Origin of the sequence: Chlamydia serpentis (assembly GCF_900239945.1) — a bacterium.
Lineage (GTDB): Bacteria > Chlamydiota > Chlamydiia > Chlamydiales > Chlamydiaceae > Chlamydia > Chlamydia serpentis.
Window position 1 is genome coordinate 870,819 of record NZ_LT993738.1, and the last position, 26,703, is coordinate 897,521.

Here is a 26,703-nt window from a genome sequence, read left to right on the forward strand (position 1 = left end):
TACTTGCAGCCCTGTCTTAATATGAGTATAGTCAAAAATTCTGCATTGCCATTACGGTGTTTAAGCGGATCCGAAACCTTTAAAAAAGTTAGGTTACATATGAAATTTATGAAAATCCTGAATAGATGGATTTGTCGAAGGGATCTTTGGGTAACAGCATTTGTATTAACAGCAGTTCCCACATCTTTTGCAAACAATCTTGTTGATATAGCGGGAGCTCCGGGGATGTCTACTCAAGCGACAGGAGTTTCTGAAAATGGCGAAATCATTATCGGAATGAAATCTTCTGAGGATCCCTTTGCGGTTGGTATTGGATTCCAGTACATAAATGGACAATTGCAAGTTTTAGAAGCTTTAGATCTTCAATCATCACCGCTTCCTCAGGCAATTACTCCGGACGGAAGTATTATTGTAGGCACAAGCTATAATTTTATGTTGGGAAGTGTTCCTGTAAAATGGGTAAATGGAAAGATTTCAAGGCTTCCCCTGCCTCCAGGGGGTCTTGAAGGTTCAGCAGCAGCCGTTTCTTCAGACGGAAGCGTTATTGTCGGTAATGGTCATATCTATCTTGGAGTTTCGAGTGCTCTGAAATGGGATAATGAAGTAATTACACAGCTTCCTGCTTTTGTAGATTCTGTAAATGTTTATGCTAATGGAGTCACTGGTGATGGTTCTGTAATTGTAGGAACTGTAGTAAACATTAACTGGCAAGAAACCGCAGTGAAGTGGATAGACGATCAGATCACCCCTATTGGTAATTTAGGAGGGAATAAATCTTTTGCAAACGCCATTTCAACAGATGGCACTGTCATTGTAGGAGGTGCTGAGACTGCAGATCATGAAATACATGCTTATGCTTGTAAAAATGGGAATATGGTTGATCTTGGTACACTCGGAGGTTCGTATTCCTTAGCTCGGGCAGTATCTTCAGATGGTGCTGTCGTTGTTGGTGTATCTAGCGATTCTAGTTATAGGAGTCACGCCTTTCGATATGCAGATGGTAAAATGGTAGATTTAGGGACTTTAGGTGGTAGCGAATCTTATGCTCAGGGTCTATCTGGAAACGGTAGTGTAGTGGTTGGCAAAGCACAAACACAATCGGGAGACTGGCACGCATTTATGTGTCGTTTTCAAAATCCAAGTCCCACTCCTGTAGAGGGAAATGATAGGGTTGTAACTAGTCAGATTCCGATTAAAATGATAGATGTAGACAACACATATTGTTCATTGAAAAACAATCAAGTGAAAATCCAAAAGTTACTTACACAACATAGTAGGAAACTCTGTAGTGTATCTTCAGTAGTTCCATCTCTTGAATATGTGAAAGCAAAGACTTTAAAGTATAATTCTGGGATGCGAAACGATATACAAAGCGGAACTTTTGTCCGCCATAATTCTCAAGTATATGGTAACTGGCAACAGCAACAGTTGTTAACAGGAGCTTTTATGGATTGGTATTTTACTTCGGCTCCCAAAGCCAGTGTCAAAGTAGCTCTTAGCTATGGTGCTCAAGATGCAATAGTAGAGCGTGCAACTCTTCCTTATACAGAACAAGGTTTAGGGAAAAGCACTTTTTCTGGATTTGGAGGACAATTGCTAGGACACTATGATTTCGCTATGGGGAATGCTGTTGTTATGCAACCTTTCATGGGAATACAAGCCTTTCATGTCAACAGGGAAGGGTATGCTGAACAGAATGTACTGTTCCCTGTAAACTATGAATCTGTAGGATACTCGGCTGCTACAGGTTTTATCGGTGCCCAGGTGTTTGCTTCGTTGAATTCTGCAATAAGAACAGTAGCTACCCTAGGTTTAGAGCAAGATCTTAGTGTTCATCTAGATGAATTTGCAGGATCGGTGTCTGATTTAGGCAGTTTTGTTTTAGAGAATTCTGAAAGGGTTGCTTTACGACCTTTTGCTTCTCTTGCTATGTACTACGAATTAGAGAAACAACAACTAGTAACATTATCGGTATCTATGAACCAACAGCCTATTACCGGGGCTGTAAGTTTAATCAGTCAAAGTAGTTATAATCTTAATTTCTAAACAACCTAATATTCTTTATTAAGAAAACCCCTGTTTGCCACAATCTACCGAACGGTAGATTGTGGCTTCTTATCTTTTGAATGTCAAAAGTGTGGCAAGACAAAAAATATTTTTAGTTTCTTCTAGCAATTCTTGTTTCTTATCTTTATAACTATAAGCCGTTTAACCAAATGTTGGTTCTAAGTTGGATTAACATATTTAAAAATTTAGGTTTAGATATGAGTAGGATGATAGAAATATTAGGTCATTTGCAATTGCGATCGCTTTTTTTAGCAATATTTTGTGTAATAGCTTGTTCTAACATCATGTATGCAAATACTTTTCACAAATCATTGTATGAGCAATCTACAGAAATATCGAGAGATTATTCTTTTATCGACCTTGAGATTCTTAGTCAAGAAGGATGGTCCGAAGCATATTCAGTCTCCGGAAATGGCAATATTGTAGTAGGAGCGTCCGGTCCAAGTTACGATAGTGTAACTGCTATAAGATGGGAACACCAATCGCTAATACATTTAGGAACCTTGGGAGGAGAAACTTCTTCTGCAGAAGGAATATCCAAGAATGGAAAAGTCATTGTAGGATGGTCAGAAACGAAATCAGGTCATATTCATGCCTTTATTTATCAAGATGGAATAATGGAAGACCTCGGAACCATTGGGGGAACGTATTCTATAGCAAAAGCGGTATCTGGAGATGGTCGTGTCGTTGTAGGAGTCTCTGCAACGTCTTCCGGAGAACTCAAAGGATTACAGATGCCTGTGAAGTGGGAAGAAGGAAAAATTTCTAAACTCAAGCTATTACCCTTAGGCCTATGGGCTGAAGCTAATGCTATCTCCGATGATAATCGTGTCATTGTAGGGAAAGGCCAAGCTGCTCGTAATGACATTGTTGCTATAAAATGGGAAAAAAATTCTGTATATAGTCTAGGAACTCTTGGAGGTAATGTAGCATCTGCAGAGGCAGTATCTGCAAATGGAAAGGTCATTGTAGGGTGGTCTGCAATAAGTAATGGTGATATCCATGCTTTTGTTTATGAAAATGAAACTATGACAGATTTAGGAACCCTTGGAGGGGACTATTCTACAGCAACAGGAGTTTCCGCAGATGGAAAGACTATTGTAGGGTTTTCAACAACTGCTAATGGAGAAGAACACCCTTTTAAATATATTGAAGGCCAAATGATTGATTTAACAGCTTTTGGAGGAGAACAAGCCCAAGCTTATGCAATATCTAGTAATGGGAAAGCTATTGTTGGTTCCCTAGAAACCAAGACTCAAGGTAACCGTGCATATCTATTTCATATGGACGAATAAATCTAAGTTAGGGAGTTAAACAAGGTGAATCGATATTAATGACGCATATTAAAGATACGAGTTGTTATAAATCATCCCTAATTAACTCCCCTTCTTACAGACGGCCAGCGGATAGCTTTTGTCTCGCACGTAACTAATAAAATTTTAATAATAAATATAAACTAGAGATTTTTAATTCTCTTCTATTCCAACAATGACTTCTCCATCAATAGATACAGCATTGGCACAGGACTCTTTCCAATTATATTCTCCTAAATCAATCATTTGATGATCGACATACTTAAATGCATGCAATTTCCCATCGGTTGTTGTGGACATCCCAACAATGACCTTGCCTGTTGCTGAAACTCCTTTAGCGGCAGAGTAGTTCCCGCCTAAGGTCCCAAGATCTTTCATAATACCGTTTTTACAAGAAAAAGCATGAATTTCTCCGTAATATGTTTCTGATCTCCCTACAATCACTTCTCCATTATCTGATACTGCTTTGGCAACTGCGGAGTACCCTCCTAAGGTTCCCAAATGTGTAACGGTATTCCCTTCCCATTTCACAGCATAAGAAACTCCAGCAGAGTCTTTTATCGATCCTACTATCACTTTCCCATTTGCGGATACAGAATTTGCAATAGACTTAACGGACCATCCTATAGGTAAAACCTTAGCTTCACCTCCTTCCCACTTTACAGCAAATGTTCGTAACCAAGCATCTTGAGCTGTCCCCACAATTATAGATCCGTCTGAAGAGATTCCATTAGCTTGGGATTTCACCGCCCAGTTAGAAGGAAGTAAACACATTTCATTATCTTTCCAAGTTACTGCGAAAGTTTGACCGTACTCATTTTCAACAGTCCCTGCAATTATAGATCCATCAGAAGAAATCCCTGTTGCTTTAGATTTTTTTACCCAAGAACTAGTAGGAAGTTCCTTAGTGCCCCAATAATTCCATTTGACAGCATAAGTGCGGGACCAAATATCTTTCACAACACCAACAGTTATAGAACCATCTCCTGAAACAGCTTTTGCAGATGCTTTTTTATTTGATAGTCTTGATAAAGTTGTTTGCCCCCAATAATTCCATTTTACAGCTGAAGTAGACTCGAAATTGTTTTCTGGTTTGTCTGTAATTACGTAGGAAAGACCAGAAATAGTATACGATGTAAACATCAGCATCCAAAAACTAATCTGAGATAACCTTGAGGTTAGAATGTGTTGTACTCCTTTCATATTTACCTTTGGGTTGCGAGATTTATAAGGAGAATTTATTTGCAAGCCATAAGTTTATAGCAGTATATATGAAGAATTACAAGTATTGTAATTGTTGGGAGTTTTGAAGGAGGTAGATGTATTTTTTATTATTTTTAATACAAAAGAAAACTTTGCCTATTTAAAAATAGGCATTAAGTTAGAAAAAGGAATTAGATCAGAGAATCATTATTTTAAATTTGTAAAGAGTATATAGATCCAGTCAGATTAATCTGCAGACTCTTCATAAGCAAATATATTGGAATCAGTAAAAATTCCTTCAGATCCCAATTCTTGCTCGATTTCCATGAGTCTATTATATTTTGCGATGCGCTCAGAGCGTGATAGCGATCCTGTTTTGATTTGACCAGCGTTAAAAGCAACTGCAAGATCTGCTATTGTGGTATCTGTTGTTTCTCCAGAACGATGAGAGATAATTGTAGTATAACCCGCCATTTGTGCAAGCTTGATCGCGTAGGCAGTTTCAGTAAGTGTGCCTATTTGATTTGGTTTAATCAGTACCGAGTTTGCGAGTCCGTTGCTAATGCCTTCTAATATCAATTCTGGATTTGTAACGAAGAGATCATCACCAACAACCTGGACTTTTTCTCCAAGTACTTCAGTCAACAAGGCCCAACCGTCATAGTCTTCTTCAGCAAGGCCATCTTCTATTGAGTCGATAGGATAGTGATCACATAAATTAGCAAGAATTTGGATTTGCTCTTCATAGTGTCGTCCATCATAAGTAGCTGTTTTTACATTATAAAATGAAGATGCCGCGCAATCTAATGCTAAAGACACGTCTTTCCCGGGAACAAAACCAGCTTTTTCAATAGCAAGGAGCAGTAATTCTAAAGCTTCTTCATTGGAGCCCAGGTTAGGGGCAAATCCTCCTTCATCACCAACTCCAGTAGAAAGGCCTCTTTCATGGAGGAGTTTTTTCAGAGTATGGAAGACATCAGCTCCGATGTTAACAGCTTCTTGTATTGAAGATGCTCCAATAGGACGAATCATAAATTCTTGAAATTCTAAACCGTTATCAGCATGCATACCACCGTTGATTAAATTCATCATGGGGCAAGGAAGACTACAAGCAAAGCATCCTCCTAGATAACGATATAGGGGCCTTCGAAGAGTTGCCGCTGCAGCATGTGCCGCTGCAAGAGATACTCCTAAAATAGCATTAGCTCCTAGATTTTTTTTATTAGCAGAGCCGTCCGCATCGATCATGAGAGAATCAATTAGTGCTTGTTCAAAAACATTTTGGCCCTTCACAAGAGGAAGAAGAATTTCATTTACATTTTTTACAGCTTGAAGGACTCCTTTACCCTGATAACGAGGAGAATTTATGTCACGAAGTTCTAGAGCTTCTTTTTTTCCTGTGGATGCTCCTGAAGGCACGAGAGCTTCTCCAACAGAGCCTGTGCTGGTGGTCACTTTAACATGTAAAGTAGGGTACCCTCGAGAATCTAAGATTTCTCTAGCTTGGACATCAGCAATAACAGCTTCAAACATAACGTTTATCTCTTTTTTATAACTTTGCTAGCAGAATAGCACATGATTATCTGATCACGTTTTCTTTTCTAAATGATGCATCAACATTCTAACAGTCAGAATTTATTGATGTATATCAACCTTATCATGACAAAAATGGACAAATTTGGGGAGAGGAATATCTTTGTTTAGTATGAACTGAGCAAAATTTATTAGAAAAAATAGAGAAGTTGTTCTTTACAAGCTTGCATTTGGTCACGATATTTTGCAGCAGCGTCAAAGCGAAATTCTTTGGCCGCACGTTGCATAAGTTTTTCGTATTTCTTAATTTGTTCTTCAAGTTCTTCTTTAGATAAAGGTTGTTGGGATGTTTTAGGAGATTCTAAATCTTTGCTAGAACTTTGTATAATGGGGTTAGCAAAAATAGCTTTTATAATTGGCTTAGGAACAATGTTATGCTTTTTATTATAGTCTAGTTGTATTTGACGGCGGCGTTCGGTTTCTTTTAGAGTTTCTTCTATAGAGCGTGTTTTTTGGTCAGCATAGAAAATTACCTTACCATTGATATTTCTAGCTGCTCGTCCACAAAATTGAATTAAGGATGAAGTACTCCTTAAAAATCCTTCTTTATCAGCATCTAAAATAGCAACTAAAGATACTTCAGGGAGATCGAGTCCTTCACGTAGGAGATTCACTCCAATTAGTACGTCAATAACCCCTGAGCGTAGATCCGCTAGGATTTGCGTGCGCTCAGCAGTTTCTATCCCAGAGTGTAGATACGCTGCAGGAATTTCTAACTCTGAAAGAAACCCTGCCATATCTTCAGCGAGTTTTTTAGTTATGGATATCACAAGGATTTTTTCATGTTTTTGAGAAAGTCTTATACGAATTTCTTCAAGGAGATCATCAACCTGACCTGTGGCTGGGCGAATTTCAGGTATAGGATCAGGAATGCCCGTAGGACGGATAATTTGTTGTATTACGTGACCCACACTCTCTTGTAGTTCAGTTTCTCCTGGAGTTGCAGAGACATATATTACCTTGCGAAAGTAGCGCTGAGCTTCTTCATAGGTTAAAGGACGATTATCAAAAGCTGAAGGTAAGCGGAACCCATATTCTACTAAAGATTGCTTTCGAGATAGGTCTCCACGATACATAGCACGTATTTGTGGTAATGTTTGGTGAGACTCATCTACAACTAGGAGAAAGTCTTCTGGAAAATAATCTAAGAGACATGTAGGAGGCGCTCCTGATGGGGCTCCTGTAAAATGACGAGAGTAATTTTCTATGCCTTTACAAAATCCGATTTCCTTAATCATCTCAATGTCATGAGTCGTACGCTGGAAAATACGTTCCTTTTCTATAGGACGATCTTCGAAAAAGGCCATACGCTCTTCTAGCTCTTCTTGAATTGTACGGATCGCTTGCTCTCGAATTGCCTCAGGGGTTACATAGTGTGATCCAGGATACAAAGTTACTGAGGATACACTATCTTTAGGAATCATAGTGAGGGGATCGCTGTACTCTATAGAGGCTAGGATATCGTTTATAAATTCTAATCTTAGGACAAGGTTGCTTTCGTAAGCAGGGAAAATATCAATTACGCTGCCACGTTCTCGAAATGCACTTCTTTGCGGAATCGAAGATGCCTGATAATGCATTTTAACAAGTTGAGATGTTAAAATGTTCCTAGAGTATTCTTTGCCGACCTCTAAGACTAAGGCCATTGAAGTATAGTTTTCAGGAGAACCAATGCCATAAATGCAAGATACCGAGGAAACAATTAAAGTGTCTCTGCGTTCCAAAATGGACCGTGTTGCCGATAAACGTAATTTATCGATCTCATCATTGATTAAAAGACTTTTTTCTATGTAAGTATCGCTGCGAGCAATATAGGCTTCAGGTTGGTAATAATCATAGTACGAGATAAAGTACTCAACAGCGTTATTAGGAAAAAATTCACGGAATTCCTGATATAGCTGAGCTGCTAACGTTTTATTATGAGCCAAAACTAAGGTAGGAAGATTCACATTTGCAACAACATTAGCAATCGTGAATGTTTTCCCAGAGCCAGTTGCCCCAAGAAGGACTTGTGATTTTATTTGGTTATGGACACCAGCAGAGAGTTGAGCAATCGCTTCTGACTGGTCACCACAAGGAGCAAAGGGAGCATGTAATTGGAACATAATAAAATTTATTTAAGTAACGAGCGCCATTTATGACTAAATCCGAGTTTATCGTGGACTTCTTCCATAGTAACTTTCGCTACTTCACGCATTTTATGCGTGCCCTCCTCTAAGATTTGTTGTAGTGCCAGAGGGTTGGATAGAAGTTCGGAGCGTTTTTCTTTTATAGGCTTTAAGAAGAGAATGAGCTCTTCAGCAAGGCGTGCTTTCACTTCAATATCTTTAATGCAACCTTGACGATAACGTGCTTTAAACTCTTCAACTTCGTCTTTATGGGGGTTAAAAACATCGTGGTAAATAAAAAGGGGATTTCCTTCAACTCGACCAGGGGTTGTTGCTCGAATGCGATTAGGATCGGTATACATCTTACGTACTTTTTCTGTGATCTCGTCATCACTATCAGAAAGATAGATAGCATTATTCGCGGATTTACTCATTTTCCCCTGCCCATCAATTCCGACAAGAGAAGTTAGTTCTCCTTGTAAGACTTCAGGTTCTGGAAATACCTGCCCATATAATCGATTAAAATTCCTAGCAATATCTCGGGTGAGCTCGACATGTGATTCGTTGTCTTTCCCTACAGGAACCAACTGTGCTTTTGCTAGCAAGATATCAGCACTCTGTAAAACAGGATAGCCAATCAGGCCATAGGAAAGCCCTCCTTCTTCAATGGAGGCATTCCGGGCCATGTCTTTAAGACTAGGAATGCCCATCAACCTGTTGATTGAGATTAACATAGAAAATAAGAGATGTAGCTCATAGATTTCAGGAATTGCGGATTGTAAATAAATTATAGATTTTTTTGGGTCTATCCCAACGCTTAACCAGTCTGCAAGAACTTCGTAAATATAGTTGTCGACATCAACAATTTCTTCTTTACGAATTTTTGTAGTTAAAGTGTGAAGATCAGCGATAATAAAAAAACAGTCATACTCAGCGCAATTTTGAAATTGCAATCGATTTTTTATAGAACCTACCCAATGCCCTAAATGAAGCTTTCCTGTTGGACGATCCCCTGTAAGTACGCGCTTTTTTTTACTCATAATGTCTACTGTTGAAGTGCTTTCATTAGCTCGTCAAAGTGATTTTTTAATGAATGAATTTCTTCTTGAATTTCCTGAAGATTTTTCTCTCCAACAGGATTCTTTTGAGCTTCTAAAAGCCTCGCCAGCAAATGACGGATTAAATGACAAGTATTCTGTACATCAGTCATGAGTAAGAATTCTTGGCCATCTACGCGAGCTAGGCGATTTAAAAAAATACATCGTTCTTGCTGTGTTAGCATATCGGAGGTAATAAAATTAATAAATTCACCTCGTTCATGAATATCTTTAGCAACACGTATAGGCATCATGAACTCGGCAATTAAACTATGAGCACCTTGCTTTTGTTGGGGAGCGAGTTCTTGAGTTAATTTCCCATTAATCAGCATTTCAAAAAAGAAATTAGCGATTTCTTGTTGTCCATTAGAACAATTAAAAACAACATTTTGAAATTCTCGAAATGTTGTGTAACCAATAGGAGTTGCAAAAATTCTTTTCAAATTTCCTTCAAGAAGAAGAAAAACATTGTCTTCAAGTTCTAATATTTTTGTCTTTGCTGCCATAAATTATACCTTTGTACTGGGAAAGAGGTTACTTTTAACTTTTTCTAATTTTTTTATCAATTTTTCCAAAATGATCTTCTCATCAGAGGAGAGCTCTGTACATTTGTTTAGGATTTGAGAGCCTTTGGAAAGCATAGCAAGAGCCTGTTTTACTGGAGATGTTTTTCTGCAATCTGTATCGACTAAAGGAAATTCTTTTCGGATAAGGTCTAAGAGCTCACTTTTCCCTTCTCCTCGGTAATTTCTGATAATTTCTTCTTTTTTTTCTTGAGGTCCTTGACGAGAAGCGAGGGTATAGACCACTTGTCTAGGCATCTTCTCCATTTCTATTTTTAAAGGCTCGGGGAGACGCTTGAAGAACTCGTAATAAACTAAGAAATTATAAGGAGTCTGTCTATTGCCGTAGGTTAGAAGTAGCCATGAAGAGAAGGCTCCTTCACGATAACTTTTTAGTACATCACGGACTTTTGCTATACGCTCCCCATGCAATAAAATAGACTGATGATGGATTTGCTTCACTTCAGCAGAAAGAGTGCATAGGTGTAGAAGGTCAGACTCTTCAAGGTGCTCTCGAAGGTTATAATGTTCGAGCAAGTCACGTATTTGTTCTTTTTCTTTGGATGACAGGGTTGGATTAGAGAAACTATTTGCGAGAGGAGAGAGGTCGCCTTCCATGCGCTTACGAGCAAGAATCTCCATTTTAGTTTGAGTATTTTTTTTAAAACGACTTTCTAATAACGTTTTTAGATTGCCCATAGAGTTAAATATCTCTTAGTAAAATTAGCAATTCTTTAGTGAGGTTGAAATAGTCTTCAGAAGCACGTCCACTAGGAGATGTAGCGAAGACGGGCTTACCGTGAATAGCAGCCTCTGAAACAGTAATGTCTCTACGTATTTTGGTGTTTAGTAACTTCCCTGGGAAAGTTTTTTGAATAAGGTTGGCAAATGCTGAGTTATTTTTCCCTCGACAATTCCAAAAGGATAGAGCAACACCTAAAATATTTAAGGGATGCCGAGCAGCGATTCCTTGAATGAAACCTGCTAGACGTTCCAAGCCTTTAACGCTATAGAATTCTGGTGTAGCACAGATAAGAGCATAGTCCGCAGCAATGAGCGCAGATTCTGTAAGCCAACAAAGCGAAGGAGGGGTATCAATAATAACATAGTCGTATTTGTCTTTTACAGAGCTAAGGACATACTTCAGCCTCTCGTGAGAATAACGATCGGCAGCAAGGCTTCCTGAAACTTCTACACGCTCTAACCAGGTGTCAGCGGGAATTAAATCTAAGCCAGTATCTTGGATAGGACGAATGACATCTTCTATCTTCTTTTCTCCTTGTAAAACAACAGCAAGGCTGTCATAGCAATCAGGATCCAATCCCAAACCAGAGGTAAGGTTTGCTTGAGCATCAAAGTCAATAAGCAAAACCTTGGCTTTGTGATATTGCGCAAGAGCCGCACCAAGATGAAGAGTTGTTGATGTTTTAGCTGTTCCACCTTTAAAGCTGTTGACAGCGATCGTCTTCATTCTTGATGCGTATCCTTAAAAATCCTTAATAACTACAATAATGCAGTTAAACTTAAAGAGTTCTTTTCTTCAAGTATAGTGTTTAAGAATCTTTCTATGGTGACGTCGCTAATCACACGATTGTCACGCGTGCGTACTGCTAATACATTTTCATTAATTTCACGATCTCCAAGGGTGATCATGTAGTTTACTTGCATGTTTTGCGCGTTCCGAATCTTTTTACTTACAGATTCGCTAGAATCATCTAAGGAGACAACTAAGCCCAACTGCTTCCATGCCTCAACTAATTCCTTAGCTCGAGGAATATGACGGTCAGCAATCGTAATAACACGCACTTGCTCAGGACTTAACCAAAGTGGGAATCTACCTTTGAAATGTTCTATCAGAATACCAAAGAAACGCTCTATAGAGCCAAAAAGAGCCCGGTGGAGCATCACAGGAACACTCTTAGTTCCCTGAAGCGTTGTATATTCTAATTTGAAACGTTCTGGTAAGAACATATCTAATTGAATTGTACCACATTGCCATGTTCTTTGAATTGCATCTCTAACATGAATATCAATTTTAGGACCATAAAACGCTCCTTCTCCTTCACGGATAATGAAGGGTGTTCCCGACTTGATTAATGCTCGATGCAACGCATCTGTAGCTAATTCCCATAGAGAGTCATCGCCTATAGTATCTTTTTCTGGACGAGTAGAGAGCTCTAAATGGTATTCCAGTCCAAATGTACTGTATAGTTTAGAAACCAATGAAAGAATATTTAGAGTTTCCTCTTCAACTTGTTCTGGAGTAAGGAAGACATGAGCATCATCTTGATGAAATGCACGAACACGCATCAATCCCGATAAAGCTCCAGAGGCCTCTTGACGATGCACGTGACCAATTTCTGCTATACGAAGAGGAAATTCCCTATAACTATGCAAACGCGTTTTATAGTATAGCATACAACCTGGACAGTTCATTGGCTTGATAGCGTAGTCTTCATCATCGATTTGCAACGTGTACATGTTTGCTTTATAGTTTGTCCAGTGACCCGAAACCTCCCATAGCTGACGATTCATTAGTTGGGGTGTTAGAATCTCTTTATAGCCAGCTGCTAGGTGTAGCTGTTTCCAATAGCCAATTAAAGCATCCCAAATAATCATGCCGCGGGGATGAAAAAAGGGCATGCCAGGCGAACTCTCTTGTTGAGAGAAGAGGTCTAGCTTTACTCCCAATATACGGTGGTCCCGTTTTTTTGCTTCTTCAATTTGATCGAGATGTGCTGTGAGTTCTTTAGACGACGGAAAGGAGACCCCATAAATACGTACTAGAGATTCTCGAGAGGGATCACCTCGCCAATAAGCTGCTGATGTGCGTAATACTTTAAATGCTTTTACATGCCCAGTAGAAGGAAGATGAGGACCCCGACAAAGATCAAAAAACTCTCCTTGACTATAGGCTGAAATCTCCTCATTTTCCGGAAGTTCACGAATCAATTCTGTTTTGAATGGATTATTTGGGAACCTTTCCAGAGCTTGTTCTTTATTTTCACATGTAAAACGAGAAATCTTAAGCTTTTCGTTTACAATCTGTTTTACTGTCTCTTCAATTAGAGGAAAGTCACTTTCGCTAATTGAAAGGTTAGCAAAATCGTAGTAAAACCCTTGATCTATGACAGGCCCGATTGTGGGAAGGGCATTAGGCCATAACCGCAGTACTGCTTGGGCTAAAAGATGAGCAGAAGTGTGAAGAAAAATTTCTCGTCCTTCAGGATCTTCAGGAGTGAGGAAGGCTAGGGTGTCTCCTGTTTTTAGATGGGTAGAAAGATCTTTAGCAGAGCCATTAATAAGAACTCCAATAAATTCGATTGAATTTTTTAATTGCTTAGCTACATCCGCTGCTGTAGTGCCTTCGGGTAGCTCGAATTTTTTTTCACCACAAGTTACGTGAATCATCTTTTCTCTCCACGTCTTCATATTTCGAAGACTTTTGTTGCTAGTACTTTAGTGTTTTTTTTGGATCAAGGCAAGCTGCTTTTTTTTATAAATAACTTTTATTTTTCACCACAAACTAAAGAGTCTCAGGAGATTTGGATTGGAGCTAATAAAAGCATCTTTTATACTACTAGCTTCTGTCCTTATAACTAGTCTATATGTCGCTAATTTTGGTTTTTCTTACAGGATTTATTTGGTCTTCTTCCTTTGCGCTTAGCAAGTTGGCTATGAATGCCTCTTCTCCTATATTTGCTACCGGAGTTCGTATGGTAATTGCTGGTGCTATTTTAGGCCTGGCTGCTTGGTGGCGGGGTGGTTTTGTGACCGTATCAAAAAAAATATTGGTTTATGTGTTGCTATTAGCTGTAACAGGGTTCTATCTTACCAACATTTGTGAATTTATAGGGTTGCAACACCTGAGTGCGTCTAAGGCGTGCTTTATTTATGGGCTTTCTCCATTGATGTCAGCGTTTTTTTCCTACATTCAGCTGAAGGAAAAAGTGACACAAAAAAAGGTTTTAGGACTTTTACTAGGTTTATTGAGCTATATTTGCTACCTAACCTTTGGAGGAGGAGGCGCTTCGGGTGGATGGACATGGCAGATCGGTTTGCCGGAAATGCTGATTTTGGGAGCAGCAAGTTTAGCGTCTTTTGGATGGACCTTGCTCAGAAAAATTGAAAAGGAAACAACCCTGTCAGTCACAGCTATCAATGCTTATGCTATGTTAATCGCAGGGATCTTATCTTTGATTCATTCTATAATGGTCGAATCATGGCAACCTAGCCCAGTAAGAGATGTATCACAATTTTTATATGGAACTTTGGCTTTAGTGGTAGTTTCTAATTTGATTTGCTATAACATGTACGCTAAGCTATTGAGAAAATATTCTTCGACATTCCTTTCGTTTTGTAATCTTATTATGCCCTTATATTCAGGATTTTATGCCTGGGTATTGCTTGGGGAAAAAGGAGTTACTGTGGGTTTGATTTTAGCTGTGAGTTTTATGGTGGCAGGTTGTCGTCTCATCTATCACGAAGAGTTTCGTCAGGGTTATATTTTTTCATAAAGTACAGCCGCTTTACATGAGCAAGCTGAGTAACAATACTCAGCTTGATTAATCTCTAATTGTGATTAGCTAAAGATAGCGGCTGATGTTTGTGTTTGGGAGTCAGCAATATTTTGTAATGTCTGTAGGGCAGAGTTGAATGATTGCATTGCTTGTTCTTGTAGTTGCCCTGCTTGCCCTGCTTGTTGCCCATAAACCGAAGACATTTGCTTCATCACTTCTGCTTGGGCTTCAAACTTTCCTGCTAGTCTTTGTTGATGTGCTACCTCTGTTCCTGTGATGCTTCCAGAAATTCCTTCGACAGCTGCTGTGATTCCATGCATTAACTGACTCATCTGCATGGATGAGGAAAGAGCTTTCCCTGCAAAGGATGCAACACGTCCTCCTTGGGTTTTGACGACATTCATACCTCTAGAGACTTTCTCAGACCAGTTTGGTTTATTTAAGAATTGTCCGAAGAGTCCTGAAGAAGCTGCTGATCCACCTCCTGTTGCTGCTTGTGACACTGTTTTTGAAGCTGCTGCTGCCATATCATCAGTTAGGTTGGAAGCGGCTTTTGCTGCTGTAGATCCCATAGATCCAGCTGCTGAAGAAACAGACTTAGCCGCTGTAGCTGTAGTTTGCTGAACTGAAGAGGTTGCAGAGCCGAGTGCCTTGGAAGCGGTTCCAGCGGCTGTAGCTCCTGTTTCTTTTGCAAAGGCAGCCGATTTGAGAGCAGAAGTAGCTCCTTTAGCTGCAGAGAAAAGACCCGCGCCAACAGAAATTGCAAACCCTACGATGTTGACAATCCCACTAATGAGAGATTGTTTTGCCTGAGCTTCTGTAGCTGAAGCTTGGGCATTTGCTTGGTTTTTAATTGCTTCTCCAATAGCTGGGGCAGCTTCTACTTGCGATTGGATGGCTTGGTTTTGAGCTTGGAAGGAAGCTTTCCAAGATGCTCCGGCAGCATTGGCCATTAAGGTCATAATCAAACCTAAAAGAGCTAAGGCCCCCATATTTTTTTTAAGTACAATCCCATTGACAGTTTGAGTATCTGGCTGGGGAAGCTCGGGTAAACTATAGTTGCTTTGCTTTAATTTATTAGGACTTTGTACAGCTTGCGCTGTTGCAGTTTCATTTGCACTAGATACGGAAGTTGTGGATTTCGCTTCGCTAGACTTTTCACTTTTTTCTCCTTTGGCACTTTTAGCAGTTGAGGAGGTGCTTTCTTTTTTAGTAGTTTTTTGTGATGCCGCATCTTGAATAAGATCCTCGAAACCCCCGGCAGCTGCTTCTGCTTGAGCTCCTTGTTTTGATACATTTTTGGTATCATGACCACCTTGCAAAGCTCCTGCTTTTTGAGAGACTTCTGCTAAATGGGCAGCTAATTCGGGGTTTGGGTTTGAAGAATTTCCACTAACGCCTGATGTCATAGCAATACATGCTCCTTTAAAAATTATTTATTTTTATGCTGCGCTTGCGAGTGCACCACTGATAGCGGCATAAGCTTTGAGGATTTGTCCGCCAAGCTTACTAGCTTTCTCAGTCATGTCATCAGTCTCGCCTGTTTGTTTTGCAGCAATTTTACTTGCCTGCTGCCAAAATTGAGTGAACATGGAAATCATGTCAGCCGCAGCCTGAAGTTTCCCAACTTCTTTTTGGAACTCGGCTACTTTGTTTTGCATCTCAGAAAGTTGCGTTTGCATGATCCCTTTACCAAGAGCAGGAGCTGCGACCATAGCTCCAACACCGATTGTGACCCATTTACTCGTAAGAGAGGACATGACTTTAGATAGCTTAGGAAAATTTTTAGCGATCATTTGTGTCCCTTTAGAGAAAACTTTAGAGACTGCCTTACTAATTGCTTTGGCAATAGCTTTGACCAAAGTTTTAATGAAAGCTTTAATTCCAGACTTGATAGCAGCTTTAATGGCTTGAGAGATAGCTTGTTTAATGGCTTCTACAACGGCTTGTTTAACAGCCTGAACAACAGCTTGAACTGTAATTTGTGTTGCTACAGTTGTTGCTGCTGCAGCTCCAGCAGCTCCTCCGGCGGCTGCAGCCCCTACAGCAGCTCCAGCAGCTAGCCCTGCCAATCCAGCTCCACAGGTAAAGATAGCAGCAACTATAGAAAGTACGGTAATGACAACAGACACAGCAATCATCACAGTATTTACTGTTTCCATCGTTCCTTCAAGGTCTTTAGACTTCTGTTCAGCGGCTTTCATCTCTTGATACTCTTTGCGTTCTGCATCAATTTTTAAAGCCTGCTTTTCTAACCCTAATTTATTTGATTGATCTGCTTGTGCTTGTGTACTCGCATAGTTAGATAATGCGGATTTCGTTGCTTCTCCGAGTGTTTGAATTGCTTTAGCAAGTGCTAATCCAATTTCAATAACTTCAGATCTTGGCGTAATTCCAGGTTTGGGAAGTTCTGGTGTTTCTAATTTTGCCGAATTAGTCTGTTTTCCTGAAAGCGCAGCGAGAACCACTTCTTCAACTTCTTGCATTTGCATCGCACTTAGATTTTGAAGAGACTCCAAAGTTGATTCCATGGTCTTGCTTGCTTCCTCTATAGAGGTTTGCATCGCAATTTTAGTCGCCGTTTTTGATGCATCGGTAGCAGCAGCTCCAGATACTTTTCCTGAGCCATCACTGCTTGCCTTTCCTCCTTCTATAGATTCTTTTCCAGCAGCAACTCCTTGTTGAGGAGAGCTTTCTGTTTTTGAAGCAGAGGAAGTTTTATCTTTTCCAGCAGTGCCCGCAATCGCTGAATCACTCTCCATTTCAGTATTTTTACCTTGGCGTGTTTGCTGTATTTGCTTATTTTCGTTTCCAGCAAGTTTGTCTTGTTGGGGGACGCCCTGAGGTGTTGATGTCAGGACTTGAGACATGATGTTTTTCTGATTGTCTGGTCCTGAAGAAGATGAAATAGACATGGTGTTATCCTAATAGGTTTAATTCTGAAAAGGCACTATTCCGCGCCTTTCACCATTTGTTTATTAACAACAGATGTAAGATGTTTTAATCCATGTACTACGGAAGATAATTCCTTAGCAAAATCAGCATCTTCTTTTTTAGAAGGGAATAAGCCTTGGGTTAATTCTTCGAGATGTAAAGATTCTAAAGTCCCAGAAAGAGCTGAGATGATAGTATTGATCTGATTTTTATCAGTAAGATTTGCAAATGTCTGAACTAAAGGTAGTTCTTTATAAAGATCTGAGACTATAAGTTCTAACTCTTCAATAGCAGTTTCTTGAGACTTTTCTTGAGTACCTTGTACAGGTGTTACCTTAGATTTAACTGGTTTTTTTGCTTTTTTTTGCTTTCTGTTCATAGTGATTTTACCTCGTGATCTCTAAAATTAACGTTTTTTCCCGCTTTTCTTATTTGCAGTTGTTTTACCTTTTGCAGCAGGTTTTTTTCCCTTTGACTTCTTATCTTCTCCAACCATTTGCTTTTCGATAGACTGTTTCATGATTTGGCAACGTTCTTTTAAGATTTTGAATTCCGGTTTAGTACCACAGATATCCATAGTGATATCTAAAAAGTTGCTTGATTCTTCAGGTTGCTTTAACTTTAGCAAGCTGTCAGCAATATAGTACGGAGGGATAGGGTTCTCAGGTTGAGCATCAAAGGCTAGGAAAAATCCGAAGGCAGCTTCATTATATAAATGTAGTTGATGGTAGCATGAGCTTAGCCCTAACATATATTTGTAGTTTTGAGGTTTTGATGCTGCTAGTATTTGAAAGAGTCCTATTGCCTCATTGTATTTGCCTTGGGAATAGAAGGTATAAGCAACAGTGTAAATCTCTTCTAAAAGATAATCTGAAAGTCCTAGGATCTGTTGCAGGCTAACTCCATTGCTCAGTCCTTCGAAAATATTCCCCAAGGCTTTTTTGATTTCTTCTTCAGTAGGTACAGGATGGACCTGCGATAGGTCCTCGGCCTTCGCTTTCTTTTGAGCCGCTAATTCTGCTAAACGGCTTCGCGTTTTTTTATTAAAAGAGGCTGAGGGTTTGTAAGGTTGATTGGCATTGCGAGGAGATGGTTTGCTCATCGATCTAATTCCTAAAATAAAATTATTTTGTATTTATTAATCAATTTTAGAATTAATCTTTTTCTAAAAACAAGCTTGTTATTAATAATATTTTTTATTATTTATTTTATGAATTTTTAAGCCGTTAATTATCAATGAAAAAAGCCGTTTGAATTGAAGCTTTCTTGACATTAGCTGTGGGGTATTTTAATTTTCTTTCATAAAAAATTAAGTAAGGCAGCTACTTCTGTGAGAAGGCCTATTCAGTTACTCAATCCCCTCACTATCAATCAAATTGCTGCTGGTGAAGTCATTGAAAACCCTACTTCTGTTGTTAAAGAACTTGTAGAGAACTCGTTAGATGCTGGAGCTGATGAGATAGAAATTGAGACTTTAGGTGGGGGACAAGGCCTAATTATCGTTAAAGATAATGGTTATGGGTTCAAACCCGAAGATATTCCCTTAGCTTTACAGCGTCATGCAACCTCAAAAATAGCAGAATTTTCTGATATTTTTTCTTTAAATAGCTTTGGCTTTCGAGGGGAAGCGCTTCCTTCCATCGCTTCTATTTCTAAAATGGAAATACATTCTTCGGTCGCAGGGAACACAGGTGTAAAGTCTATTATTCATGGAGGAGATATTGTTTCTTCGGAGCCTTGCGCCCGTCAAATGGGCACGACAATCATTGTTAACTCTCTCTTTTATAATGTCCCCGTACGTCGTCAATTCCAGAAAAGTCCTCAATCCCATCGTTTAGGGATCCGAAAGCTGATAGAGAACGGGATTTTAGCTAAAGACAACATAGGTTGGTCTTGGATTAGTGAAGGGAAGCGTGAAATGCATTTTTCTAAACAAAAGGGATTCCAAGAAAGAGTTGCTTATGTAATGGGAGAGAATTTCATGCGGGATGCCCTTACTATAGATAAAACAGATGATTTTATCCGTATTATAGGTTTTTTAGGTTCACCGAACTTCCATCGTCCGACGCGTCAGGGACAGAAAATTTTTATTAATGATCGTCCTATAGAGTCTTCTTTTATTTCTAGGCAAGTGGGAGACGCCTACTCATTGCTTTTGCCTCTTCAAAGGTACCCTGTTTTTATTTTGAAACTTTACTTGCCTGCTGCTTGGTGTGATTTTAATGTGCACCCTCAAAAAATAGAGGCCCGGATTCTAAAGGATACAATTGTTGGGAACTACGTCAAAGAAGCTGTATTAGAGACTTTAACTCGCCCCCCGATGGTACATGGAGTTCATAACGACGTTAAGTCAATCGAGTTGCCTACATTTTCTATATTGCAAACGAATCATTTAGATCTGGAAGAAAGCAATACTCTTGAATTTTCTCAAAATATCTCTCAACTAAGTGGGGCAAACTATTGTTTAGAGACAAAAAACAATAAACCACATGTCTCCAATTTAGAAATAGATTGGACACATTCTAGGGATGTTCGTTTTTTGACTTCTCTAGGTCGTGTTGTGCTTGCTGAAGATCTAGAGGGAGTACATGCTATTTTTACCGCAGCAGCGCGAAAGCAACTGTTTTTTCTATCTTTGATGCAAAGCAATCAGCAGATACATCAATCCCAAACACTACTTATTCCAATATGCCTTCAGGTTACACCGCAGGAAGCGGCTTTTTTTTCTGACCATAAGGAAGTGTTATGCCATTTAGGAATAGAAATATCTCAGGTGGGGCCGTGTACTTTTTCTATAGAAAGTGCTCCTAATTTGATCGGTGAAGAAGAGCTGAAGGCTTGGTTGTTGCTATTGGCAGCAACAGGATCCAAAGAGATAAATCAGGAGACATTAGCTTCTTTGATACAAGCAACATTAGCGCAAACTATGTTTTCTAAATGTGTACATGTCTTTGACTCTTCATGGTTGATACTTCTTTGGAGCTTAGGGAAACCTGAAAAAGCATTTGACGGTACACGAATTCGTCGGTTAATTTTAGATTCCGATTTTATTGAAGGATAATGTTATGTCTGATGATCGCATTTTACGTGCTCAAAGAGCTCTTGCAGAATATAATCTTGATGCTGTTCTTGTGGAAAAAAGCGAAGATATTGCTTATTTTCTCAATGATAAAGCGATTGCAGGCATCTTATTGATAGGAAGAGAGGAGATAAGATTCTTTGTCTACAGAATGGATAAAGATCTCTACAATCATATCCAATCAGTCCCTATCACTTTTCTGACCCACGATGTTGTTGCAGATCTAAGTTCTTATATCGAAAAGAATGGATACCAAGTGATCGGATTTGATAGTGCTTTCACGGTTTATCATAAGTTCGCTCAAAGACAGGTAATACCTTGTCGTTGGGAGCCTTTAGATTGCTTTACGGAAAAACTGCGTAGTATAAAGTCTCCAGAAGAAATTAGACGGATGCAGGAAGCTGCATCTCTAGGATCTGCAGGATATGATTATGTATTGACTCTACTTAAAGAGGGAGTCACAGAAAAAGAATTGGTCAAGAAGCTACGTGTCTTTTGGGCTGAAGCGGGTGCTGAGGGTCCTTCGTTTCCTCCAATTATTGCTTTTGGAGAAAATTCTGCCTTTCCTCACTCGATTCCTACCGATCGTCCTTTAAGAAAAGGAGACATTGTTCTGATCGATATAGGCGTTCTTCTTAATGGGTATTGTTCTGACATGACTCGGATGACGGCGTTAGGAATGCCTGATCCTAAGCTTATGGAGAGTTATCCTATTGTTGTGGAAGCCCAAAAGAGGGCAGTTGCTCTTTGTAAGGAAGGTGTTCTTTGGGGAGATGTCCATGCAGAAGCTGTTTGTGTATTGGAGGAACACAATCTTGGTAGTTATTTTGTTCATGGGATAGGGCATGGTGTTGGGCGGAATATTCATGAGTATCCCTGTTCTCCCAAAGGGAGTTTAGTGAAACTAGAGTCTGGTATGACTATTACCGTGGAACCTGGAATCTATTTTCCTGGTGTTGGAGGGATTCGTATCGAAGATACTCTATGCATAAATGGAGATAAAAATTTTAGTTTAACCGCGCGTCCTGTAACCTCAGAGTTAATTTGTTTATAAATTAAATTCGATTTAGTTTTTAACTTTAAATTGATTTGTTTTATTTTTATAAATTGATTTTTTTTGTTTTTTGAGTTATCTTATAACTTTATTTTTAGCCTGCCCCCACTATGTACCAGCTTCTTTCCATAGGTTACAGTTTTGTGAGTTTCATCGCGCTTCTCTGGATGCTGTGCTATTCTCCTAACTACGCAACAGATTTGTATAATATTTCTTTAGTTGCTGAAGAAAATTTTGGAGAGATAAAGGCGTTTCCACAGGCAGAGAATCTTTTAGAGGGAGCCTGGGCATTAGATTTCCCAGATTTAGAAGAGAGGTTGCCTGATCTAAGAAAAGAGCTAATGTTTCTAGGTAGTAACGATAGGCCGGATGCTTTTGGTGGAAAGTTTGCGTTGCAATTAGGCTCTTCGCAAGAGCGTTATATAGCGGCTCTCAAGGAGAGAGTTTACTTGAATGTCAGCGCTTCTTCTCGAGGTCCAGTCTATTCCTTTAGTCCTAAAGGGGTGCCGACACCCCTGTGGATAGAATGTTTTTCTGTCGATATGAACGGTAGATTGGAAGTTAGAGTCCGGCTTCAGGGTTTAAATCAACATCTCATTTCCAAGCCACGAGATTATGAAATTTTATTTTTAAATCCTCCAGCTACCAAATTAGATTGCTGGGAGATCGGGGGAATTAGGGTGGACGCAAGTTTCCCAGTAAAACAAAAGATACGTCGTATCGGGGCTGATAAGTTCTTATTCATGCACGGGGGATCTGAATACGCTGATAAGGCAACAAAAGAGCGAGTCGATTTTGTTTCTGCTGAAGAGGAGAATTATAGTCGTTATCTTGCTGTAGGAGATATTCTTCTCTGGGATGGCAATTTTTGGCAGACATGTGGGGAATTTCAAGGAGTGAGTGCAGAAGTCCCTCTTTTTGAGGTGAAGAGAATAGATGATAAAGTAATGATTGCCGATTTATGGAATGTGGGAGGGACTCAACGTCAAACCATAAGTCTCGTTAAGGGGTTGCCCTCTCCTATAGAAGTCAGTGAAGTCATTCGTGAAGTAGAGTTCATTGGCATGCGTTCCTGGTCAAAACCAATAATTATAGCTGGAGGTCAAAGGCTTATTCTTTCTCCTGATGATTGGATATTAAGAACCGCAACTGGCTGGGAAAAACTTGCCAGATCAGATCAAATCGAAAACTATGTTTCGGGGAAAGTGTCCGGCCCTCTTTTAGTTTTTGAGAAGTTAGAAAAAGATTTTCGAGGCTTTGTATTGCGAGGACACATGTTTAACGCTCAAAGGACTCTAGTAGAAACAATAAGTTTGCCATTAAAACAAGGATTTGAGCCTAGTGTTGCTTCTCAAGAAGTGTCTCCGAATACACGTCTTGGTACAACAAATCAAAGTGCGGCCAACCGTGGGGGATCGTAATGGTTTTTCGACGTAATTCTTTACTACACCTAGTTGTCCTATCAGGGATGTTCTACTGTCCTTGCGGAATGGCCTTAACAATAGCAGAAAAAATAGCTTCTTTAGAACAAGCACGGAACACATCGGATGACTACCCTGGAGTAACTTCGTTTAACTCGAATATGAGAGAATACAGCCTTCAGCTTAAAACGTTATATGATGAAGCACGTAATCTACGTGCTGCTGGAGTGGAGTCTGAAGTCCTTTGGAAGGACTTATTGACTCGGATTAGTGACGTGCGAAGGCATCTTCGAGAGATAGAGGAACTTTGGGCTGCAGAAATCCATGATAAAGGTGGTAATCTTGAAGATTATGCTCTTTGGAATCATCCAGAAACTACCATTTATAATCTTGTTACTGATTATGGAGTTGAGGACACTGTTTACTTGGTGCCTCAAGACATTGGCGCAATTAAAATTGCGACATTATCGAAATTTGTAGTTCCTAAGGAATCTTTTGAAGATTGTCTAATACAGATTTTATCTCGTTTAGGAATTGGAGTGCGTCAAGTAAATCCTTGGATCAAGGAACTGTATATGATGCGTAAGGAAGGATGTGGTGTAGCGGGAGTTTTTTCTTCTAGGAAAGATTTGGAGTCACTTCCAGAAACTGCGTATATTGGTTTCATTTTAAATTCGAATATAGATGCTCATACGAATCAACATGTGTTAAAAAAATTCATTAACCCAGAAACAACACATGTTGATGTGATTGCAGGGCGTGTGTGGATTTTTGGTGTTGCCGGCGAAGTAGACGAACTCCTTAAAATTTATAGTTTTGTCCAGTCAGATAGTATACGTCAAGAGTATCGGATTATTCCGCTAACTAAAATTGATGCAGGAGAGATGATTTCTATCCTCAATGCAGCCTTTCGCGAGGATTTGACTAAAGATGTAGGCGAGGAATCTTTGGGCCTTCGGGTAGTGCCTCTACAGTATCAAGGACGCTCACTATTCCTAAGTGGTACATCCACTTTAGTACAACAAGCCCTTACTTTGATTCGAGACCTTGAAGAGGGTATTGAGAATCCTACAGATAAAACAATCTTTTGGTATAACGTCAAACACTCCGATCCTCAAGAACTAGCTGTCTTGCTTTCACAAGTCCATGACGTCTTCTCTGGAGAGACTAAGAGTAATTTTGGGGCTGCTCAGACATGTGGATCACAATTAAATGCTTCCATCCAAATTGATACTACCGAGAGTTCTTCAGCAAAAGATGGTACAGTAAAGTATGGTAACTTTATTGCAGATTCTAAGACAGGAACACTGATTATGGTTGTAGAAAAGGAAGCTCTTCCTCGGCTTCAGATGCTACTTAAAAAACTAGATGTTCCCAAAAAAATGGTTCGCATTGAGGTATTGCTATTTGAAAGAAAACTCGCACATGAACAAAAATCTGGGTTGAACCTTCTCCGTCTTGGGGAAGAAGTTTGTAAAAAAGGTTGTAGTCCATCCATATCTTGGGCAGGAGGCACGGGAATCTTAGAGTTTCTATTTAAGGGAGCGACAGGTTGCTCAGTGGTTCCTGGATATGATCTTGCCTATCAATTCTTGATGGCTCAAGAGGATGTACGCATTAATGCGAGTCCTTCTGTAGTAACTATGAATCAGACTCCAGCTAGAATTGCTGTGGTTGATGAGATGTCCATAGCAGTGTCCTCAGATAAAGATAAGTCGCAGTATAATCGTGCACAGTATGGAATAATGATAAAAATGCTTCCAGTAATTAATATGGGAGAAGAAGACGGCAAAAGTTATATTACTTTAGAAACAGACATTACTTTTGATACTACGGGAAAGAATCATGATGATCGTCCTGATGTCACAAGGCGTAATATTACTAATAAGGTGCGCATTGCTGATGGGGAAACAGTCATTATTGGAGGTTTACGTTGTAAACAGATGTCAGACTCTCATGATGGGATTCCTTTCTTAGGAGATATTCCTGGTATAGGGAAATTATTCGGGATGAGCTCTACATCAGATAGCCTTACAGAGATGTTCGTTTTCATCACTCCAAAAATTTTGGAGAATCCTATCGAGCAGCAAGAACGTAAAGAAGAAGCCTTGCTATCCTCTCGACCTGGAGAGGGAGAGGAGTTTCGGCAAGCTTTATTAGCTAGCGAAGCTGCAGCAAAAGCTGCACATAAAAAATTAGAAATGCTCCCCACAGTAGGTTTACCCTTATCTTATCTAGAGGGGCGAGAATATGATGGCTACTAGTTTTTTATCTCAAGAGCTTCTGGACATCCTTCCTTATACATTTTTGAAGCGGCACTGTCTACTCCCCATTGAAGAGAGCAATGAAATAATTACAATAGCTCATGCGACTGTTACTTCAGTCATTGCTCAGGATGAAGTCAAGCTGTTAATAAACAAGCCTGTGCGTTTCGTACTAAAAGATGAAACAGAGATTTTACAACGTTTACAACAGCTCTATAGCAACCGTGAAGGTAACGTTTCCGACATGTTGCTAACAATGAAGGAAGAAGATACCGCATCGATTCCAGAAGAGGAAGATCTTCTAGAAAATACTGATACGGTCCCTGTAGTTCGTCTGTTGAATCTTATTTTAAAAGAAGCTGTTGAAGAGAAAGCTTCGGATATTCATTTCGAGCCTTGTGAAGACTCTATGAGGATCCGTTATCGAATTGACGGAGTCCTCTATGATCGCCATTCTCCTCCCTTCCAGCTTCGTTCTGCATTGACAACTCGGGTTAAAGTCTTAGCAAAGATGGATATTGCGGAGCATCGACTCCCTCAAGATGGCCGTATTAAGATCCAAATTGGTGGTCAGGAAGTCGATATGCGCGTGAGCACTGTCCCAGTAATTTATGGAGAACGTATTGTTCTGCGTATTTTAGATAAGCGCAATGTGATTTTGGATATAGCTGGCTTGCATATGCCTAAAAATATCGAAGTCTTATTTAAAGATACGATAACAGCTCCTGAAGGCATTTTGCTTGTTACAGGTCCTACAGGCAGTGGGAAAACTACAACCCTCTATAGTGTTTTACAGGAGCTTAAGGGACCTCTAACAAACATCATGACGATAGAAGATCCTCCAGAGTATAAATTGCCAGGGATAGCTCAGATTGCTGTTAAGCCTAAGATTGGTCTGACTTTTTCGCGAGGTTTACGGCACTTACTGCGTCAAGATCCTGATATCCTGATGGTTGGAGAAATTCGTGATCAGGAAACAGCAGAAATTGCAATACAAGCAGCACTCACTGGACATTTAGTTGTGAGCTCCCTTCATACTAATGATGCGATTTCTGCGATTCCTCGTTTGGTTGATATGGGTATAGAATCTTACTTGTTATCCGCGACCCTTGTAGGTGTTGTCGCTCAGAGATTAGTCCGAGTAATTTGTCCTTACTGCAAGGTGGCTTATCTCCCTGACAATCAAGAAAAATCCCTCTTAGCCTCTTTAGGTAAAGATACTGAAGCTCCTTTATATCGTGGTGAAGGATGTGCTCAGTGTTTTCGATCTGGATATAAAGGAAGACAGGGGATCTATGAGTTTTTACGTCCGAGTACACTATTTCGCTCCCAAATTGCTTCGAATAGTCCCTATCATATTTTACGAGAAACTGCTCAACAATATGGTTTCTTACCGTTATTAGAGAGTGGCATTGCTCTTGCTTTATCTGGGGAAACTACTTTGGGAGAAGTCTTAAGAGTTACCAAGCGGTATGATTAGGGGGACA

Annotated in this window: 20 protein-coding genes; 8 read left to right on the top strand and 12 right to left on the bottom strand. The window is 39.7% G+C overall.

What is annotated here, in order from left to right; genetic code table 11:
• The first annotated feature begins 108 nt into the window (after window positions 1-108).
• Window positions 109-2,046: an autotransporter domain-containing protein gene (locus C834KP_RS03815; protein WP_231911679.1), complete on the top strand. Its 1,938-nt coding sequence runs from the start codon at window positions 109-111 to the stop codon at window positions 2,044-2,046.
• Between the two features lie 218 nt (window positions 2,047-2,264).
• Window positions 2,265-3,362, top strand: coding sequence for an HAF repeat-containing protein (locus C834KP_RS03820; protein ID WP_108896850.1), 1,098 nt, complete (start codon window positions 2,265-2,267; stop codon window positions 3,360-3,362).
• A gap of 171 nt (window positions 3,363-3,533) precedes the next feature.
• On the opposite strand, the gene C834KP_RS03825 is transcribed toward C834KP_RS03820, so the two are convergent.
• From C834KP_RS03825 to thrS, 8 genes are all read right to left on the bottom strand, one after another.
• Window positions 3,534-4,523: an HAF repeat-containing protein gene (locus tag C834KP_RS03825; RefSeq protein WP_231911680.1), complete on the bottom strand. Its 990-nt coding sequence runs from the start codon at window positions 4,521-4,523 to the stop codon at window positions 3,534-3,536.
• Between the two features lie 306 nt (window positions 4,524-4,829).
• Window positions 4,830-6,116 carry a phosphopyruvate hydratase gene (eno, locus tag C834KP_RS03830; protein ID WP_108896852.1) on the bottom strand — a complete coding sequence of 429 codons (1,287 nt, stop codon included), beginning with the start codon at window positions 6,114-6,116 and terminating at the stop codon, window positions 4,830-4,832.
• A 191-nt stretch (window positions 6,117-6,307) separates the two neighbouring features.
• Window positions 6,308-8,281 carry an excinuclease ABC subunit UvrB gene (uvrB, locus tag C834KP_RS03835; RefSeq protein ID WP_174165547.1) on the bottom strand — a complete coding sequence of 658 codons (1,974 nt, stop codon included), beginning with the start codon at window positions 8,279-8,281 and terminating at the stop codon, window positions 6,308-6,310.
• Window positions 8,282-8,289: 8 nt separating this feature from the next.
• Complete coding sequence (gene trpS / locus C834KP_RS03840; protein WP_108896854.1) at window positions 8,290-9,324, bottom strand: tryptophan--tRNA ligase; 1,035 nt, start codon at window positions 9,322-9,324, stop codon at window positions 8,290-8,292.
• A 5-nt stretch (window positions 9,325-9,329) separates the two neighbouring features.
• Complete coding sequence (locus C834KP_RS03845; RefSeq protein WP_108896855.1) at window positions 9,330-9,887, bottom strand: CT584 family type III secretion system tip protein; 558 nt, start codon at window positions 9,885-9,887, stop codon at window positions 9,330-9,332.
• A 3-nt stretch (window positions 9,888-9,890) separates the two neighbouring features.
• Window positions 9,891-10,643, bottom strand: coding sequence for a pGP6-D family virulence protein (locus C834KP_RS03850; RefSeq protein WP_108896856.1), 753 nt, complete (start codon window positions 10,641-10,643; stop codon window positions 9,891-9,893).
• A gap of 4 nt (window positions 10,644-10,647) precedes the next feature.
• A complete protein-coding gene (locus C834KP_RS03855; RefSeq protein WP_108896857.1) occupies window positions 10,648-11,415 on the bottom strand; it encodes a ParA family protein in 768 nt (255 codons plus the stop codon).
• Window positions 11,416-11,447: 32 nt separating this feature from the next.
• Window positions 11,448-13,355: a threonine--tRNA ligase gene (gene thrS / locus C834KP_RS03860; RefSeq protein WP_108896858.1), complete on the bottom strand. Its 1,908-nt coding sequence runs from the start codon at window positions 13,353-13,355 to the stop codon at window positions 11,448-11,450.
• 197 nt (window positions 13,356-13,552) lie between these two features.
• Between thrS and C834KP_RS03870 the strand changes: the two genes are divergently transcribed.
• Complete coding sequence (locus tag C834KP_RS03870) at window positions 13,553-14,461, top strand: DMT family transporter (protein WP_108896860.1); 909 nt, start codon at window positions 13,553-13,555, stop codon at window positions 14,459-14,461.
• A gap of 65 nt (window positions 14,462-14,526) precedes the next feature.
• On the opposite strand, the gene sctE is transcribed toward C834KP_RS03870, so the two are convergent.
• The 4 genes from sctE to C834KP_RS03890 are packed head-to-tail and all read right to left on the bottom strand — an operon-like array spanning window position 14,527 to window position 18,500.
• Window positions 14,527-15,873, bottom strand: a complete 1,347-nt coding sequence (sctE, locus tag C834KP_RS03875) for a type III secretion system translocon subunit SseC family protein (RefSeq protein WP_108896861.1) — start codon at window positions 15,871-15,873, stop codon at window positions 14,527-14,529.
• A 33-nt stretch (window positions 15,874-15,906) separates the two neighbouring features.
• Window positions 15,907-17,379 carry a secretion system protein gene (locus C834KP_RS03880; RefSeq protein WP_108896862.1) on the bottom strand — a complete coding sequence of 491 codons (1,473 nt, stop codon included), beginning with the start codon at window positions 17,377-17,379 and terminating at the stop codon, window positions 15,907-15,909.
• 35 nt (window positions 17,380-17,414) lie between these two features.
• Window positions 17,415-17,777 (bottom strand): hypothetical protein, encoded by a 363-nt coding sequence (locus C834KP_RS03885; RefSeq protein WP_108896863.1) that lies wholly within the window; start codon window positions 17,775-17,777, stop codon window positions 17,415-17,417.
• Between the two features lie 27 nt (window positions 17,778-17,804).
• Window positions 17,805-18,500, bottom strand: a complete 696-nt coding sequence (locus C834KP_RS03890; RefSeq protein ID WP_108896864.1) for a SycD/LcrH family type III secretion system chaperone — start codon at window positions 18,498-18,500, stop codon at window positions 17,805-17,807.
• 228 nt (window positions 18,501-18,728) lie between these two features.
• Here C834KP_RS03890 and mutL point away from each other — a divergent pair, with 228 nt between their 5' ends.
• From mutL to C834KP_RS03915, 5 genes are all read left to right on the top strand, one after another.
• Window positions 18,729-20,459: a DNA mismatch repair endonuclease MutL gene (mutL, locus tag C834KP_RS03895; RefSeq protein ID WP_108896865.1), complete on the top strand. Its 1,731-nt coding sequence runs from the start codon at window positions 18,729-18,731 to the stop codon at window positions 20,457-20,459.
• A gap of 4 nt (window positions 20,460-20,463) precedes the next feature.
• Window positions 20,464-21,531 (top strand): M24 family metallopeptidase, encoded by a 1,068-nt coding sequence (locus C834KP_RS03900; protein WP_108896866.1) that lies wholly within the window; start codon window positions 20,464-20,466, stop codon window positions 21,529-21,531.
• Window positions 21,532-21,698: 167 nt separating this feature from the next.
• Window positions 21,699-22,952 (top strand): hypothetical protein, encoded by a 1,254-nt coding sequence (locus C834KP_RS03905; protein WP_108896867.1) that lies wholly within the window; start codon window positions 21,699-21,701, stop codon window positions 22,950-22,952.
• Window positions 22,952-25,216, top strand: coding sequence for a secretin N-terminal domain-containing protein (locus tag C834KP_RS03910; protein ID WP_108896868.1), 2,265 nt, complete (start codon window positions 22,952-22,954; stop codon window positions 25,214-25,216). The genes C834KP_RS03905 and C834KP_RS03910 overlap by 1 nt, the downstream gene beginning before the upstream one ends.
• Window positions 25,203-26,696 (top strand): GspE/PulE family protein, encoded by a 1,494-nt coding sequence (locus C834KP_RS03915; RefSeq protein WP_174165548.1) that lies wholly within the window; start codon window positions 25,203-25,205, stop codon window positions 26,694-26,696. Before C834KP_RS03910 ends, C834KP_RS03915 begins: the two co-directional genes overlap by 14 nt.
• Window positions 26,697-26,703 lie beyond the last annotated feature (7 nt).